13 protein-coding genes, 1 tRNA gene and 1 other annotated feature are annotated in these 16,320 nt (G+C 33.3%); of the genes, 6 read left to right on the forward strand and 8 right to left on the reverse strand.

Going from position 1 to position 16,320, the window contains the following annotated elements; all coding sequences use genetic code 11:
• Nucleotides 1–75: 75 nt before the first annotated feature.
• Both B5E58_RS07850 and B5E58_RS07855 read right to left on the reverse strand, forming a co-directional pair.
• Nucleotides 76–149 (reverse strand) — tRNA-Arg (locus tag B5E58_RS07850).
• A 111-nt stretch (nucleotides 150–260) separates the two neighbouring features.
• Nucleotides 261–644 carry a RidA family protein gene (locus B5E58_RS07855; RefSeq protein ID WP_088109134.1) on the reverse strand — a complete coding sequence of 128 codons (384 nt, stop codon included), beginning with the start codon at nucleotides 642–644 and terminating at the stop codon, nucleotides 261–263.
• A 163-nt stretch (nucleotides 645–807) separates the two neighbouring features.
• Here B5E58_RS07855 and B5E58_RS07860 point away from each other — a divergent pair, with 163 nt between their 5' ends.
• Genes B5E58_RS07860 through B5E58_RS07870 form a run of 3 tightly spaced genes read left to right on the forward strand, consistent with a single transcriptional unit; the run spans nucleotide 808 to nucleotide 1,572 of the window.
• Entirely contained in the window at nucleotides 808–1,092 is a 285-nt protein-coding gene (locus B5E58_RS07860; RefSeq protein ID WP_088109135.1) for a spore coat associated protein CotJA, read from the forward strand.
• Between the two features lie 4 nt (nucleotides 1,093–1,096).
• Nucleotides 1,097–1,357, forward strand: a complete 261-nt coding sequence (locus B5E58_RS07865) for a spore coat protein CotJB (protein ID WP_088109136.1) — start codon at nucleotides 1,097–1,099, stop codon at nucleotides 1,355–1,357.
• 20 nt (nucleotides 1,358–1,377) lie between these two features.
• Nucleotides 1,378–1,572, forward strand: coding sequence for a manganese catalase family protein (locus B5E58_RS07870; RefSeq protein WP_088109137.1), 195 nt, complete (start codon nucleotides 1,378–1,380; stop codon nucleotides 1,570–1,572).
• A gap of 46 nt (nucleotides 1,573–1,618) precedes the next feature.
• Here B5E58_RS07870 and B5E58_RS07875 read toward each other — a convergent pair whose 3' ends face one another.
• Nucleotides 1,619–2,791: an aminotransferase class I/II-fold pyridoxal phosphate-dependent enzyme gene (locus B5E58_RS07875; protein ID WP_088109138.1), complete on the reverse strand. Its 1,173-nt coding sequence runs from the start codon at nucleotides 2,789–2,791 to the stop codon at nucleotides 1,619–1,621.
• Nucleotides 2,792–2,930: 139 nt separating this feature from the next.
• Between B5E58_RS07875 and B5E58_RS07880 the strand changes: the two genes are divergently transcribed.
• Complete coding sequence (locus B5E58_RS07880) at nucleotides 2,931–3,797, forward strand: recombinase family protein (protein ID WP_088109139.1); 867 nt, start codon at nucleotides 2,931–2,933, stop codon at nucleotides 3,795–3,797.
• Nucleotides 3,760–4,212, forward strand: coding sequence for a manganese catalase family protein (locus B5E58_RS07885; RefSeq protein WP_242956628.1), 453 nt, complete (start codon nucleotides 3,760–3,762; stop codon nucleotides 4,210–4,212). Before B5E58_RS07880 ends, B5E58_RS07885 begins: the two co-directional genes overlap by 38 nt.
• Before the next feature lie 33 nt (nucleotides 4,213–4,245).
• On the opposite strand, the gene ftsH is transcribed toward B5E58_RS07885, so the two are convergent.
• The 3 genes from ftsH to ileS all read right to left on the reverse strand — a co-directional run bounded on the left by ftsH (nucleotide 4,246) and on the right by ileS (nucleotide 10,499).
• Entirely contained in the window at nucleotides 4,246–6,138 is a 1,893-nt protein-coding gene (ftsH, locus tag B5E58_RS07890; RefSeq protein WP_088109140.1) for an ATP-dependent zinc metalloprotease FtsH, read from the reverse strand.
• Nucleotides 6,139–6,256: 118 nt separating this feature from the next.
• Entirely contained in the window at nucleotides 6,257–7,237 is a 981-nt protein-coding gene (locus tag B5E58_RS07895; RefSeq protein WP_158097704.1) for a stage II sporulation protein P, read from the reverse strand.
• A 139-nt stretch (nucleotides 7,238–7,376) separates the two neighbouring features.
• On the reverse strand, nucleotides 7,377–10,499 hold the full coding sequence (ileS, locus tag B5E58_RS07900) for an isoleucine--tRNA ligase (RefSeq protein ID WP_088109142.1): 3,123 nt from the start codon (nucleotides 10,497–10,499) through the stop codon (nucleotides 7,377–7,379).
• A gap of 105 nt (nucleotides 10,500–10,604) precedes the next feature.
• Nucleotides 10,605–10,837 (reverse strand) — a binding site (T-box leader).
• A gap of 181 nt (nucleotides 10,838–11,018) precedes the next feature.
• On the opposite strand from ileS, the gene B5E58_RS07905 reads away from it, so the two are divergent.
• Nucleotides 11,019–12,476, forward strand: coding sequence for a nicotinate phosphoribosyltransferase (locus tag B5E58_RS07905; RefSeq protein WP_088109143.1), 1,458 nt, complete (start codon nucleotides 11,019–11,021; stop codon nucleotides 12,474–12,476).
• Nucleotides 12,477–12,530: 54 nt separating this feature from the next.
• On the opposite strand, the gene B5E58_RS07910 is transcribed toward B5E58_RS07905, so the two are convergent.
• Nucleotides 12,531–14,636 (reverse strand): RNA degradosome polyphosphate kinase, encoded by a 2,106-nt coding sequence (locus B5E58_RS07910; RefSeq protein ID WP_088109144.1) that lies wholly within the window; start codon nucleotides 14,634–14,636, stop codon nucleotides 12,531–12,533.
• Between the two features lie 2 nt (nucleotides 14,637–14,638).
• Nucleotides 14,639–16,186: a Ppx/GppA phosphatase family protein gene (locus B5E58_RS07915; RefSeq protein ID WP_088109145.1), complete on the reverse strand. Its 1,548-nt coding sequence runs from the start codon at nucleotides 16,184–16,186 to the stop codon at nucleotides 14,639–14,641.
• Nucleotides 16,187–16,320 lie beyond the last annotated feature (134 nt).

Consider the following 16,320-nt stretch of genomic DNA (forward strand, 5'->3'; position numbering starts at 1 on the left):
ATAAAATTTAAATTTATTATACTATATGAGAACATAAAAAAAACAGCTTTGCAATAGCAAAACTGTTTTAATTGATGTGAGTGACATGATTCGAACACGCGGCCTTCTGATCCGTAGTCAGACGCTCTATCCAGCTGAGCTACACTCACATATTCACATTACTTATCAGAACGAATTATATTTTAACTAAAAATAATGCTTTTGTCAACACTTTTTTTAAAAAATTTAAAGGCGGTATAAACCGCCTTTTTTTATAAAAATTATTTACCGATATATGCTATCATTTCAATTTCAACCATAACATCTTTAGGAAGTCTTGCAACCTCAACACAAGCTCTTGCTGGTTTGTGTTCATTGAAATATTCACCGTAAACAGCATTTATTGCACCGAAATTATTCATATCAGAAATAAATATTCCAGCTTTAACAACATCTTTTACAGTAGCACCACATGATTTAAGTATTGCAACACAGTTTTCAAGAGACTGTCTTGTCTGAGCTTCTATACCCTCAACAATAGTATTTGTAGCAGGGTCAATAGGGATTTGACCTGAAATAAAAGCAAAATCTCCAGCAACAACAGCGTGTGAATATGGTCCGAGAGCCTCAGGTGCATTTTCAGCAGTAATCATTTTTAAACTCATTTGAAAAACCTCCCATAAAATTATAATTTTTGCATTACCTAATTTAATATTAGTTGTTGAAAAGGTCATTGTCAAGTAAAAAATGTATTTTACCGGCGGACAATCACAAATTTAAAAATATAACATAAACTACTGTTAAAGAGACAAAAGGAGATTTTAAAATATGGAAGAATGTTTTAGAAATTATATTGGTAAATACTCAAAAAACAACGTAAATACAAGGAATTGTAATGATACAAACACAAATCCTGACACAGATATAACCTTCACAAATTGCAACAGATGTGTTATAGAAAAGATAGGATATGCTCAGGCTTATGTGCCATATCAGGAAGACACCAGTACCGCCAGTGAAGGACAAAGCCTTTTGACAGGCACAGTTTTTTCAGCTCTCGAAATGCCCTATGAAAAAGGTTCAGCTTTAAGAAGATTTAGTGTAAAGGAGTGATTTTATGACAAGGGACGAATTATTAAAAAGCCTTATGGAACTTGACTTTATGGCTGTTGATATAGGACTTTATCTCAACACCCACCCAACAGATAGTGTAATGATTGAAGAATACAACAAAGTTGTAACAGCCGGTCAGACTTTACGTGAAAAATTTGAAAATCTTTATGGTCCTCTCTGTTCTTTCAGGTCTTATGCTCAAAAAGGATGGGAATGGATAGACAATCCTTGGCCATGGCAGCCTTCTGCAAATTTTAATTTATAATCGAAAGGAGATATTGAAAAATGTGGATTTATGAAAAAAAACTTGAATTTCCTGTAAAAATTAAAAAGCCCGACGGAAGGCTTGCAAAAATAATGATTGAACAGTATGGGGGTTCTGACGGAGAACTGGGAGCAGCTTTAAGATATTTAAGCCAAAAATTTACTATGGTTACACCAGAGGCAAAAGCAACATTAAACGATGTAGGTAGTTCGTGATAAAAATTTAATAAAAAAGCGGATATATAAATATCCGCCTAAAATTTTATTTTTTAATTATTCCACTCTTATCAATAGCATCAATAAGTTCTTCTATTTTCTCAACAGGTAAAACAAGAGCAAATCTTACATGACCCTCTCCAAGAGAGCCAAAGCTTGAACCCGGAGTACATATAACACCTGTTTTCTCTAAAAGTTCCATACAAAATTCTTCTGAGTTTGTATATCCCTTTGGTAATGGTCCCCATGCAAACATAGTGCCTTCTGAGTCTGGTACATTCCAACCTATTTTTCTAAGACCACCACAGAGGGCATCACGTCTTTTTTGATATTCTAAACGGTTTCTTTCAAGTATATCCTGTGGACCATTTAAAGCTGCAATAGCTGCTTTCTGTACAGGAATGAAAATACCATAGTCAATTTGTGTTCTTATATTTTTAAATTTGCTTATTATCTCTTTATTTCCCAGAGCAAAAGAAATTCTTGCACCTGTAAGATTATAACTTTTTGAAAGAGAATTAAATTCTATTCCAACATCTTTTGCACCTTCAAATTTTAAGAATGAAGTTCCCTGTCTTCCGTCAAATATAATTTCAGAGTAAGCATTATCATGGATAATAATGATATTATATTTCTTAGCAAAAGCAATAAGTTTTACATAAAACTCATCAGGAGCTGTCTTACAGACTGGATTTGCTGGGAAAGATACAATCATAACTTTAGCTTTTTTAGCAAGTTCTTCATCAAAATTATCAAGGTCAGGAAGATAATTATTTTCTTCCACAAGCTGATAGTATTCAAGTTTTGCACCAGCTAAAAATGGAGCTGTACTAAATATAGGATAACATGGGTCTGGAACAAGAACAGTATCCCCCTCATTACAGAGAGCAAGACAAACATGAGTAATACCCTCTTGAGAACCATAAACAGACATAATTTCATCAGTTTCAAGAGTTACATCATATCTTCTCTTATACCAATTCTGAACAGCCTCCAAAAGTTCAGGCATATCAGCCAAAGCATATTTATAGCTATCAGGATTTAATGCAGCCTCTGAAACAGCCTGCATAACATGAGCATCTGGTTTAAAGTCAGGAGTACCAACCGAAAGATTATAAACAGTTTTACCCTCTTTAATCATCTGATTTTTTTTCTCATTGAGAACAGAAAATATATTAGGCTTAAAGCTTTCTTCTCTATCAGAAAAAACAAAATTCATAAATAATTCCCCCTTATTTTTCATTTTGATATGTGGAAAATTATAATACAAATTTTTAAAAAAGGATAGAGAAAAACCGTATAAAATTAAACAAAAAACATAAATATTAATAGTAAATAAAAATAAAGGATTATTTTATATGAAAAAAGCAGCAGTATATTGTCGTGTATCAACAGAAAAAACCGACCAAATAAACTCACTACAATCACAAAAAAATTTTTTTACAGATTACATATCAAAATCAGATAACATAGAACTTTATAAAATATACTGTGATGAAGGGAAAACAGGAACAACAGTATCAGGAAGAAAAGAATTTATGAAAATGATAAATGAAGGGCTAAAAGGAGAATATGACATAATACTTACAAAAGAAATAAGCCGTTTTGCAAGAAACACTTTAGACAGCATAAAATACACAAGAATACTAAAATCAAAAGGAATAGGAATATATTTTATAAATGATGGCATATACACCCTTGAAAATGACTCAGAACTTCGTCTTGCAATACTTTCATCAATAGCACAGGAGGAAAGCCGAAAAACCTCTGAGAGAGTACGCTTTGGACAAAAAATAAGTATGGAAAAAGGTGTTGTCTTTGGAAGAAGTCTTTTAGGCTATGATGTTAAAAACGGAGAAATGCATATAAATGAAGAAGGAGCAAAAATTGTACGTTTAATATTTTCAATGGCAAAACAAGGCATGGGAAGTTATAAAATATCAAAAAAACTTATGGAAATGGAAATTCCATCTTTTAGTGGCAATAATATATGGCATAATTCAATGATACATAAAATATTGAGAAATGAAAAATACACAGGAGACCTTGTACAACAAAAAACATACACAACAGACTACCTAAACCATAAAAGAAAATATAATAAGGGAGAAAGAGAATTTATAATAATAAGAAATCACCATGAGCCTATAATAGACAGAGAAACATTTTTAAAAGTACAAAAAATACTTGATAAAAGAAAAAAATCATCACCCAATAGGTACTGAGGAATTAGCACACCTTGAAATGATGGGAACAATAGTAAAACAGCTTACACAAGGTCTTAGTGATAAAGAAATAAAAGAAGCAGGACTTGACCCTTATTATGTAGCCCACGGTTTAGGAGTATATCCATCATCAGCGGCCGGAGTTCCTTGGACAGCATCATATATGCAGTCAAAGGGAGACCCTATAACAGACCTTTACGAGAATATGGCAGCAGAACAAAAAGCTCGCTCAACCTATGAATATTTAATGGATTTAACAGATGACCCAGATGTTTTAGCACCTTTAAGATTTTTAAGAGAAAGAGAAGTTGTTCATTTCCAGCGTTTCGGAGAAGCCTTAGGAATTGTAAGAGATTATATGAATGAAAACAGATTTTTCAAAATGGGAAACACTAAAAATATAAAATGGAGATAATAGAAATAGGGTGTCATAAGACACCCTTTAATATTAAAATTCAATATTAACTTTTTCTTTTTCATCATTAGAATTTTCACTTTCAAGTATTTCCATAAACTCTTTACCTGTTATAGTTTCTTTCTCAATAAGGAAAGCGGCTATTTTATGGAGAACACCCTCATTTTTCTTTAAAATATCAATAGCATTTTTGTGACAATCTGTTATAATTTTAAGAACTTCACTGTCAACTTCTGCTGATGTAACTTCGGCACAGTTTCTTACATTTCTTCCATCAAGATATTTATTTTGTATGCTTTCAAGTCCCATCATATCAAATCTATCACTCATACCATATTGAGCAACCATAGCTCTAGCCATTGCTGTTGCTCTTTCAATATCGTTTGAAGCACCTGTTGTCACAGTATTGAATATAACTTCCTCAGCAGCACGACCAGCTAAAAGAGTTGTTATCTGTTCAATCATTTCTTCTTTACTCATAAGATATTTTTCTTCTTCAGGCATCTGCATTGTATAACCTAACGAACCCATTGTCCTTGGAACAATAGTTATTTTCTGTACAGGCATTGTATTTTTCTGTAAAGCAGTTGCTAAAGCGTGTCCAACTTCGTGGTACGCTACAATTTTCTTTTCTTTTTCAGTAAGAATACGGTCTTTTTTCTCTTTACCAGCTATAATGACCTCAATAGCCTCCATAAAATCACTTTGATTTACTTTATCTCTGCCAAGTCTTACAGCTCTTAAAGCCGCCTCATTTACTATATTAGCAATATCAGCGCCAGCACAACCACTTGTACCTAAAGCAATAGCATTAAGGTCAACATCATCACCAAGTTTTACATCTTTAACATGAACCTTTAAAATATCCTCACGACCTTTAAGGTCAGGTTTTTCAACAATAACACGTCTATCAAAACGTCCCGGTCTTAAAAGGGCCTTGTCCAAAACTTCAGGTCTATTTGTAGCACCTAATATAACAACACCTTTTGATGAGTCAAAACCATCCATCTCAGATAAAAGCTGATTGAGAGTCTGTTCTCTCTCATCATTTCCACCCATTTGGTTATCTCTACTTTTACCTATTGCGTCAATCTCATCAATAAAAACAATACATGGAGCATTAGCCACAGCCTGTTTAAAAAGGTCTCTAACTCTTGAAGCACCAACACCAACAAACATTTCAACAAAGTCAGAACCTGAAAGAGAATAAAAAGGAACGTTTGCCTCACCTGCAACAGCTTTTGCAAGGAGTGTTTTACCTGTTCCCGGAGGTCCTACAAGAAGGGCACCTTTTGGAAGTTTAGCACCTATTGCATTATACTTTTCAGGCTGATGAAGGAAGTCAACAATCTCATTTAAAGACTCTTTTGCCTCCTCCTGACCTGCAACATCAGCAAAAGTTACACCAGTTTCTTTTTGGGCATATATTTTTGCTGTGTTTTTTCCAAAACTCATAGGTCCACCGCCTCCGCCCATTTTCTTGGCAACAGAACGCATAAGCAGAGTAACAACAATATATATAAGTATACTTGGAAGTACCCAAGAAACCATAAACTCATATATAACAGAATTATTTTCAACATTAGAAAATTGTACAGCACCAGACTCTATAATTCTATCTGTAAGTTCAGGGTCATCAACAGCACCTACAATATATGTGTTATGTTTTTGATACAATCCCACCTGACTTTCATCATCAACTTTTTCAGTTACAATAAGTCTATCAGACTGTCTCTCAACAGTAGCAACTTTTTTATCATCAAGCATTTGTAAGAATTGTGTATATGATATTTCTTGAGTTTGTCTTGATGTTACAGCAGACATAAATATATTTATTACCGAAGTAAATATAACTGCCATTATTATAAAGGACATCAAAGTTTTTGTGTCATTTCCATTACCTTTAGGCTCTTTACCAGTAGGCATACAAATCATCTCCCCTTTTGTATTTTTTATTTTTATATTTGAATATTTGTATATCTGTTAAATTATACGACAAAAATATGTAGTTGTTTGAAAAATTACGTTTTATTATAAAACTTTTTTAATTCACATTAACAGCTTCAGAAATAAGTTTCGCCAAGTAATACATAGAATTTTTAGCTTCTTCCTTTGTATTAGTCTGAGCCCCAACCTCAACAAGCATTGAAAGAGGTTTCATATGTAAACTATATCTGTAAGCATTTACATATATTTTTCTTGTAAAATCACTATACTGTTGAGAAAGACTTTGCAATCTAAAACTCAAAGCAAGATTTTGTTCTATATAAGGATTTGGAAGATAACTTATATTATTTAGACTTCCATTTTCATAAAGACGGCACATACCATTAAAAAACATTATTTTAGCACATTTTTTGCCATCAATTTCAGTTACAAGATGAACATTTTCAGGTACGCCATCTCTATGTAAGTCAATGACCATTTGTATAGAAGGATTTTCATCAAGAATTTTTTGTATAGAAGGCTCCATTCTCTCATAAGCTCCCAAAACTTGACCTTTACCATTTACAATGTCATATCTTCCTGTGTCGTGCATAACCTCAACACCCATAGTTTTTTCAAGATACTCTTTTAAAACTTCACCAACGCCCCATATACCATCTTCCACATTTCCATTACTATCAGCATACATTTCATTTGAATGGGTATGAAATATAAGTATTTTAGGGCCTTCCATACTATTATCAATGGATAAATCCATTGTCATAAATTTTTCTGCATCTATATCGGAAGGTAATAAATCTGTACGTTTATCAATAGTATAAAAAGCACTTTTAATTGATTGAAAATCTCCATAATCAACATTTGGAACAGGTGCTATATTATCCTCTTGAAATGTTATATCATCTATACCAACAACTCCACCATCACCCATAGGAGCATTTATAATATCTGTATTATTAATACTATTAAAAATATTTTCTCCTTTTCCTGAATAGGCAAGAAATGAAAAAGCCATAATTGTTGCCATGAATGATGCAGTATTCTTTATTATAAAACTTTTTCGAGAAGTTTTGTCCATTCCCATTATAACCACCTCTTTTTAAAATATACTGCTTTACAATTATATTTTTAAAAAAGGAGTTTAATTCTTTATTTATAACAACTACACATAAAAAGGTACAGGCATAATGCCTGTACCTTAATAACAAAATTAAATATTATTTTTTAACTACAACAATATTTACTTTTTCGCCATTGATATTCCATTCTTTAGCGTATCCCTCAAATGTACCTTCAACAATTTCATCAGCAAGGACATCTGTCTTGATTTCTTCAGCATTTCTCTCAACAACACCTTTTAAGAGGTCACTACCTTCAAAACCAACTTTAATTCTGTCCATAACCTCAAAGTCAGCTTCTTTACGCATTGTCTGGATTTTGCTTACGATTTCACGAACAAAACCTTCCTCAATAAGTTCAGGTGTAAGATTTGTATCAATAACAACAGTTATTCCTCTGTCTTCCTCTGTAACAAATCCACCTTTTTCAGCTGTCTCAATTAAGAGGTCACTTTCAGCAAGTTCAACATCTGTTCCTTCAATATTAAATTTAACTGTTCCATTAGCTTTAAGCTCATTCATGAAAGCTGTTCCGTCAACTTCTCCAAGATAAGCACCAATCTTTGGAACAAGTTTTCCGTATTTTGGTCCTAAAGTTCTAAGCTGTGGTTTAAATTTATATGTTGTAAAGTTAGCAACATCATCAGAGAATATAACTTCTTTAACGTTAAGTTCTTCTGAAACGATAGCTGTAAACATTTCTGGAAGAACTTTTGGAGCTTTTACAAACATCTGACCCATAGGCTGTCTATTTTTGATGTTAGCAGTATTTCTTCCAGCACGTCCAAGAATAACGATGTTGAGAACTTCATCCATATTTTCTTCAAGCTCTTTATCAATCCATTCTTCTTTAGCAACTGGGAAGTCACAAAGGTGAACACTTTCAGGTGCATCGCTGTATGAATTGAGAACAAGGTTTCTATAAATTTCTTCTGCCATAAATGGTGTAAATGGAGCAGAAATTTTGATAACTGTTTCAAGAACAGTGTAAAGTGTCATATATGCATTAACTTTATCCTGTGGCATATCTTTGCCCCAGAAACGTTCACGGCTTCTTCTTACATACCAGTTTGAAAGCTCATCAACAAATTCCTGAATAGCTCTAGCAGGCTCTGTAATTCTGTAATTTTCAAGACCTTCATCAACTGTTTTAATAAGTGTCTGAAGTTTTGAGAGAACCCATTTATCCATAGGAGCAAGTTTATCATATTCAAGAGTATAATCCTTAGGATTGAAGTTATCTATATTAGCATAGAGTACATAGAAAGCATAAGTATTCCATAATGTACCCATGAATTTTCTCTGTCCTTCACTAACAGCTTCATCATAGAAACGGCTTGGAAGCCATGGAGCTGAATTTGTATAGAAATACCATCTTACAGCGTCAGCACCCTGTTTATTTAATACACTCCAAGGGTCAACAACGTTTCCTTTATGTTTACTCATTTTCTGACCGTTTTTATCCTGAACGTGTCCCATAACGATACAGTTCTGGAATGGAGCCATGTCAAATATAAGTGTTGAGATAGCCATAAGTGTGTAGAACCAACCTCTTGTCTGGTCAACAGCTTCACTTATGAACTGTGCTGGATAGTTTTTCTCAAAAAGCTCTTTATTTTCAAATGGATAGTGATGCTGAGCAAAAGGCATACTTCCTGAGTCAAACCAACAGTCAATAACTTCTGAAACTCTTGTCATCTGTTTTCCACATTCTGGACACTTAATATGAACAGCGTCAATGAAAGGTTTGTGAAGTTCTATATTTTCAGGACAATCATCGCTCATTTCTTTAAGCTCTGCAATACTTCCTATTACATGTCTATGACCACATTCACATTCCCAAATTGGAAGTGGAGTTCCCCAGTATCTTTCACGAGAAAGACCCCAGTCAATAACATTTTCAAGGAAGTTACCAAAACGACCTTCCTTAATATTATCAGGAAGCCAGTTTACAGTTCTATTATTAGTAACAAGTCTATCTCTAACTTTAGTCATTTCAATGAACCATGTATCTCTTGCATAGTAGATAAGTGGTGTATCACATCTCCAGCAGAAAGGATAACTATGTTCAAATGGTAAAGCAGCAAAGAGAGTTCCTTTTTCTTTTAAGTATTCAAGAACGTATTTGTCACCATCTTTTACAAACATACCAACCCAAGGAGTAACATCTTTTGTAAAGTTACCCTGTGGGTCAACATACTGACGGAAAGGAAGACCATTTGCACGACCAACACGGGCGTCATCTTCACCGAATGCAGGAGCAATATGAACTACACCTGTACCGTCTGTAAGTGTTACATAGTCATCTGTAACAACTTTGAAAGCTTTATCATCATCAGCAACGAAATCAAATAAAGGCATATATCTAAGACCTTTGTAATCGTCACCTTTCTTAGTTTCAACAACTTCATATTCAGCCTCATCACCGAGAACTGTTTTTACAAGAGCCTCTGCAAGTATATAATACTCATCACCTGTTTTAATTTTTACATATGTTTCAACAGGGTTCATACAGAGACCAACGTTTGAAGGAAGTGTCCATGGAGTTGTTGTCCAAGCAAGAATATATGTGTTTTCTTCTCCTCTTACAGCAAATTTTGCAATAGCAGAAGTTTCTTTTACATCTTTATAACCCTGTGCAACTTCGTGGCTTGAAAGAGCAGTTCCACAACGAGGGCAGTAAGGAACAATTTTATGACCTTTATAAAGAAGACCTTTATCCCAAATTTTCTTTAATGCCCACCATTCAGACTCTATATAATCATTGTGGTATGTTACATAAGGGTGGTCCATGTCAGCCCAATAACCAACACGGTCACTCATTTCACGCCATTCATTTTCATATTTCCAAACGCTCTCTTTACATTTCTGAATGAAAGGTTCAACACCATAATCTTCAATCTGAGGCTTTCCGCTTATTCCGAGCATTTTTTCAACTTCAAGCTCAACAGGAAGACCGTGTGTATCCCAACCAGCTTTTCTGAAAACTTTATAACCTTTCATAGTTTTATAACGAGGAATAATGTCTTTTACAGCTCTTGTTATAATATGACCGATATGAGGTTTACCGTTAGCTGTTGGAGGTCCATCATAGAATGTAAACTGAGGACTACCTTCTCTAATTTCTATACATTTGTCTGCAATTTTGTTTTCTTTCCAAAATTTCATTATCTCAAGTTCTCTATCTACGAACTCAAGATTTGTTGAAACCTTATTGTACATAATTTTTACCTCCGAATAAAATTAAAAAAAGATATGTTTAATACATATAATTGCCATACAGATAAAAAGTAAAACAAAAATAAAAAAACCTTCGTCCGAAAAAAATAACAGGACGAAGGTTACCGCGTTACCACCTGAATTGTCGTTTGTAAACAAAAAACGACCTCTCAAAAAATCCCTTTAACGGCGGAAAACCGTCAGAAGCTACTAAATAAAAAATTTTTCACTCTGCCACTTAGGGGTGATATTCATCAAAAATCTAATCGCACCGGACTCTCACCATAACCGGCTCGCTTTTGCTTTCAATAAAAGACTACTGTCCCCGTCATTGTGTTTAACTTTATCTGTATATAAAATAAAATTATACCAATACGGTGGTATTATACAATACCCCCTTTATTTTGTAAAGAACTTTTGTAAAATTAAATTGAATTTAGATTTATTTTTGTGTATAATATCCCTAATAATCACATTATCGGTAGTATTTTTCAACATACTGTTACGAAAGGAAGCGTAGTTATGAATTTTAATGAAATGTCTCTGCTCACAGACCTTTATGAGCTTACAATGATGCAGGGATACCATTCAACAGGAATTACAGAAAAAACTGTTGTTTTTGACCTTTTTTATCGCAAAAATCCAAGTGGAAACGGTTTTGCAATATGTGCCGGACTTGAACAGGCAATAGATTATATCAAAAATCTTCGTTTTTCAAAAGAGGATATTGAATATTTAAAAAATCTCAATATATTCAATGATGAGTTTATAAAATATCTTGAGAATTTCAGATTTTCAGGGGATATTTATGCAATACCTGAAGGTACTGTTGTTTTCCCTCATGAACCACTTATGAGAATAACAGCACCTATAATGGAAGCACAGCTTATTGAGACAGCACTTTTAAATATTATAAATCATCAAAGTCTTATAGCAACAAAAGCTGCTAGAGTTGTTTGGGCAGCAGAGGGAGACCCTGTTTTAGAGTTTGGTCTTCGCCGTGCTCAGGGACCTGATGCAGGAACATACGGTGCAAGAGCTGCTGTAATAGGTGGTTGTGTTGGTACAAGTAATGTTTTAACAGGAAGACTTTTTGATGTTCCTGTAAAAGGAACTCACGCTCATAGCTGGGTAATGAGTTTCCCTGATGAACTTACAGCTTTCAGAAAATATGCAGAGCTTTTCCCAAATGCTTGTACACTTCTTGTTGACACATATAATACTCTTGAATCTGGTGTACCAAATGCTATAAAAGTATTCCAGGAATTGAGAGATAAAGGAATTGAGCTTAAAAACTATGGTATAAGACTTGACAGTGGTGACCTTGCATATCTTTCAAAGAAAGCTAGAATAATGCTTGATGAAGCCGGATTTAATGATGCAGTTATAAGTGCATCAAGTGACCTTGATGAAAATCTTATTGCCAGCCTTAAACTTCAAAATGCACAGATACATCTTTGGGGAGTTGGAACAAAACTTATAACAAGTGATGATTGCCCTGCTTTTGGTGGTGTATATAAACTCGCTGCTGAAACAGATGAAAATGGAAACTTTATTCCAAAAATAAAACTTTCAAACAATCCAGAGAAAGTTACAAATCCGGGAATTAAAAAGATATTCCGTCTATATGACAAAAAGACAGACAAAATAAAAGCAGACCTTATAACACTTGATGATGAAACAATAGACACAGAAAAACCTTTAAAACTTTTTGACTCCAGCGCAAAATGGAAAAAAATGAACCTTAAACCGGGTGAATACTACGTTCGTGAGCTTCTTGTACCAATATTCATAAAAGGTGAATGTGTTTATGAGTCTCCAAAAACAATGGATATAAAGAAATACTGTGATAATGAGCTTAATACTCTTTGGGACGAACACAGACGTCTTAAAAATCCTCATATAGTGCCTGTTGACCTTTCAGAAAAACTTTATAACTTAAAACATGAGCTTATTGATGAAATGAGTAAAACAGAATAATATAAAAAAAGATGTAAAATTAATACTTTTACATCTTTTTTTATTTATAAACAATCAGTCTTCAAAATGACCTTCCACAGGTTTAAATATTTCTTTGTCAGTATTTTTCTTTGCTTTTTTATAGTTTTCAACAGCTTGACTATGGAAAATAAGCTGAGAGTGGATAACTTCCTTTCCTCTACCGTCAACATGTTCATAAGTTCCATCTGGTCTTTGAACTCTAGCTTTTACAGTATCCGCAAGAGTTATTTTTAAAGTCTCTTTTATTCTCTCTTTAAGTTTTTCATCTTCAATAGGGAAAGCTGTTTCAACACGCTTATCAAGGTTTCTAGGCATCCAGTCAGCACTTGAAAGGAATATTTTTTCATTACCATCATCATGGAAATAATAAATTCTGCTATGTTCAAGGAAACGGTCAACAATACTTATAACACGTATATTTTCACTTACTCCCGGTATACCTGATTTCAAACAACATATACCCCTTACAATAAGATTTACTTTAACACCTGCTGCCGATGCTGCATATAATGCTCTTATTATTCCCGCATCAACAAGGGAATTCATTTTAGCAGTAATTTCTGCATATCTTCCCTTTTTAGCAATATTTGTCTCATTTTCAATCCACTGTATAAATGTTTGACGGAGAGATGTTGGTGCAACAGATATTTTTTTCCACTGTGGTGGTTTTGAATATCCTGTAAGTACATTGAAAAGAGCTGATACATCAGTTCCAAAACTTTCTCTTGTTGTGAAGAAGCCAAAGTCAGTATAAAGTTTAGCTGTACTATCATTATAGTTACCTGTTGCCATATGGACATATCTCTTTATACCGTCCTCCTCCTGACGAACAACAAGGCATATTTTACAGTGTGTCTTAAGACCAACAAGACCATATATAACGTGACAACCTGCTTTTTCAAGTTTTTTAGCCCAAATAATATTATTTTCCTCGTCAAATCTTGCTTTAAGTTCCACAAGAACAGTAACCTGTTTTCCATTTTCAGCTGCTTGTATAAGAGCCGCCACAATAGGAGAATTTCCACTTACACGATAAAGAGTTTGTTTTATAGCTAAAACATCAGGGTCTTTTGCTGCCTCCTGAATATATTTTACAACGCAGTCAAAAGTCTCATAAGGATGATGAACAAGTATATCTCCCTCACGAATAGCCTCAAAAATATTTTTATCCATAAAAGCAGGAACAGGCTGTGGTTTTAAAACTTCATTTCTCAAATGGTCAAAGCCTTCTATTGAACTAAACTTCATCCATACTGTAAAATCAATATATCCAGAGCTTTCATATATATCTTCAGAGTCAAGCTCTAACATATCAAGAAGGAAATTTTTTGTTTCCTTATCCATATTTTTTTCTATTTCAAGACGAACAGGGTCTCCCCATTTTCTCTTTTTAATAGATTTTTCAATTTCTTCAAGAAGGTCTTCTGTGTCTTCCTCATCAATTGTAAGGTCAGAATTTCTTGTTATTCTAAAGTAACTTACATTTTTAACTTCACAGCCTTCAAAAAGCTCATCAACAAACATTGAGAGTATATCTTCAAGCATTATAAGCTCTCTATTTCCACTTGATGAAGGAAGCTCTGTTATTCTAGGAACAACAGTAGGAACCTGCATAACAGCGTATACAGTTTCTCCGTCTTTGACAATTTTAAGTATAAGGTTTAAAGACTTATTTGGAAGGAGTGGAAAAGGTCTACTTTGGTCTATTGCCATAGGTGTTACAATAGGGAATAAAGTAGAATTAAAATACTCCTTCAAAAACTTTTTCTGCTCAGAAGAAAGGTCTTTAGTGTCTAAGAAAACTACTCCCTCTTTTTCAAGAAGTGGAAGAAGTGAACGCATAAGACAGCTATTTTGTTTAGCATACATTTCATGGGCTTTTTCTGATATTCTTGAAAGCTGTTCTTTAGGATTTAATCCTGCAATATCTTTTTTAGTATATCCAATATCAACTTGGTCAAGAAGTCCTGAAACTCTTACCATAAAAAATTCATCAAGGTTTGAAGCTGTTATGGCAAGAAACTTAAATCTTTCAAGAAGAAGATTTGTTTTATCATAAGCCTCCTCAAGAACTCTCTCATTGAACATAAGCCAGCTTAATTCTCTATTTACATAATATTCTGTATTTTTAAAATCCATATTTACATCACTCTTTTCTTTTTAATTACTGCTTTCATACCAAATACTTCTTCAAAATATTTACTCTTTGAAGCGAAAGACCATTCTTCAATCTGTGTATTTCTAAGTGTGGCAATACCTATTGACAGAGTATTATTTTTTATTTTTACATCTATGTTTTCAAATTTCTTTATATGTCCTTTATCAAGAGCCTCAGCAATTCTAAGTATTGCTGTAAGTTTTGACACTCTCATTCTATCTTCATAACTTAAACGGTTAAAGTTATAGTCAAGCATATTAGGAACAGATGTACTGTGATATTTAGCTGCATTAGCAATAATCTCCATATCATGAACACTAAGTCCAACAATCTCAGAACTTCTTATTATTTCATAAGAATGGTCATAATGATTTCTTATATTAATATATTTTCCAACATCGTGAGTTATGGCAGCAACTCTCAAAAGAAGTCTGTCTTTTTTTCCAAGTCCATGGTATGGTTTCATTTTATCAAATATAGATAATGAATATTTCTCAACAAAACCTGCATGGTCCTCATCAAAATTATAACGTTTAGCCATAGTTTTTGCACTTATGACTGTATTCTCAGTAAAATACTCATTAAAAGCCTGTGCTTCTTTAGGTTTTAAAGCCTCAAAAAGAAGGGCATCACCTATAAACACAGAAGGCAATATTATTTTTGTTGCTTTTGTGTATCCAAGAAGCATTGAGTTTATACTCATAGAATATTTTAAAAGTTCTGCATTTTCCTCTGAAACATCGTAATCCTCCATAATCTGGTCAAAGGATTTTTCAGAAATTTCGCTATAAAGTTTGTTAAAGTCCTCTACTTTTATGTAGTCAATATTTTCTGTCAATTTCTGTGAATTACAGAGCTGTGCTATAAGAGGAACTTGTCTTCCGCTGGCAACAAAATGTTTAAATTCACCCTTTGGAAGAACTGTTCTGAAAGTCTCATTAAAACCTCTTAAATAGTCCTCTATTACTATTTTATACTGTTCCTCAAAGTCATGTATTGATGTAAACATTTCAGATATACGAAGACTTCCCATTTTAATATTTGTTGTAAATGGTATTGTATTATTGTCTATAAAAGATATACCAAGATTTCCAACACCTGAATAAATCATAAGAGCAGGATTTTTATAAGTTTTATATCCCTTAAGACGACGCATAATCTCTTTATAAATTATTGTTTTCTCTTGAGAATCATCAAGAACCTCTATATCAAGACCTGTACGAAGTTTAATTTGTTCAACAACATAATCTCTGTTTACAGCCTCTCTCACAGCTGTTGTTGCAACAGTTTTAATTTTTGTGACTTTATATTCTGATGATGATTTCACAAATTTGTTAAGTATTTCACATGCTTTATTAACCTTTTCAATACTTATTTTTCCTGTGCTAAATGTATCCTTTCCAAGACTTAAAGGATACTCAAGCTGTTGAAGTATTTGTATTTTTCCATTAGAACACTGTCCCGTACACATTGTAAGGGAATTAGAGCCTATGTCTATTATGGACGCTATGGTAAAATTTTTTTTATTCATATATTTTCACCTCTGAGGTTATTTAAAAAACTTTTATATAATATTAATTATAGTTTATAAATTAGAAAGTGTCATCAAGTTTACATATATTTTACATAAAAAGAGACTATGTATTAAAATAATATACACAGTCC

The organism is Tyzzerella sp. An114, assembly GCF_002161055.1.
Classification (GTDB): Bacteria; Bacillota; Clostridia; order Lachnospirales; family Anaerotignaceae; genus Fimicola; species Fimicola cottocaccae.

Excerpts from the sequence above, each read along its gene's own strand:
- B5E58_RS07855 (WP_088109134.1), bottom strand. The coding sequence starts at position 644 with ATGAGTTTAAAAATGATTACTGCTGAAAATGCACCTGAGGCTCTCGGA.
- B5E58_RS07860 (WP_088109135.1), top strand. The coding sequence starts at position 808 with ATGGAAGAATGTTTTAGAAATTATATTGGTAAATACTCAAAAAACAAC.
- B5E58_RS07865 (WP_088109136.1), top strand. The coding sequence starts at position 1,097 with ATGACAAGGGACGAATTATTAAAAAGCCTTATGGAACTTGACTTTATG.
- B5E58_RS07870 (WP_088109137.1), top strand. The coding sequence starts at position 1,378 with ATGTGGATTTATGAAAAAAAACTTGAATTTCCTGTAAAAATTAAAAAG.
- B5E58_RS07875 (WP_088109138.1), bottom strand. The coding sequence starts at position 2,791 with ATGAATTTTGTTTTTTCTGATAGAGAAGAAAGCTTTAAGCCTAATATA.
- B5E58_RS07880 (WP_088109139.1), top strand. The coding sequence starts at position 2,931 with ATGAAAAAAGCAGCAGTATATTGTCGTGTATCAACAGAAAAAACCGAC.
- ftsH (WP_088109140.1), bottom strand. The coding sequence starts at position 6,138 with ATGCCTACTGGTAAAGAGCCTAAAGGTAATGGAAATGACACAAAAACT.
- B5E58_RS07895 (WP_158097704.1), bottom strand. The coding sequence starts at position 7,237 with ATGGACAAAACTTCTCGAAAAAGTTTTATAATAAAGAATACTGCATCA.
- ileS (WP_088109142.1), bottom strand. The coding sequence starts at position 10,499 with ATGTACAATAAGGTTTCAACAAATCTTGAGTTCGTAGATAGAGAACTT.
- B5E58_RS07905 (WP_088109143.1), top strand. The coding sequence starts at position 11,019 with ATGAATTTTAATGAAATGTCTCTGCTCACAGACCTTTATGAGCTTACA.
- B5E58_RS07910 (WP_088109144.1), bottom strand. The coding sequence starts at position 14,636 with ATGGATTTTAAAAATACAGAATATTATGTAAATAGAGAATTAAGCTGG.
- B5E58_RS07915 (WP_088109145.1), bottom strand. The coding sequence starts at position 16,186 with ATGAATAAAAAAAATTTTACCATAGCGTCCATAATAGACATAGGCTCT.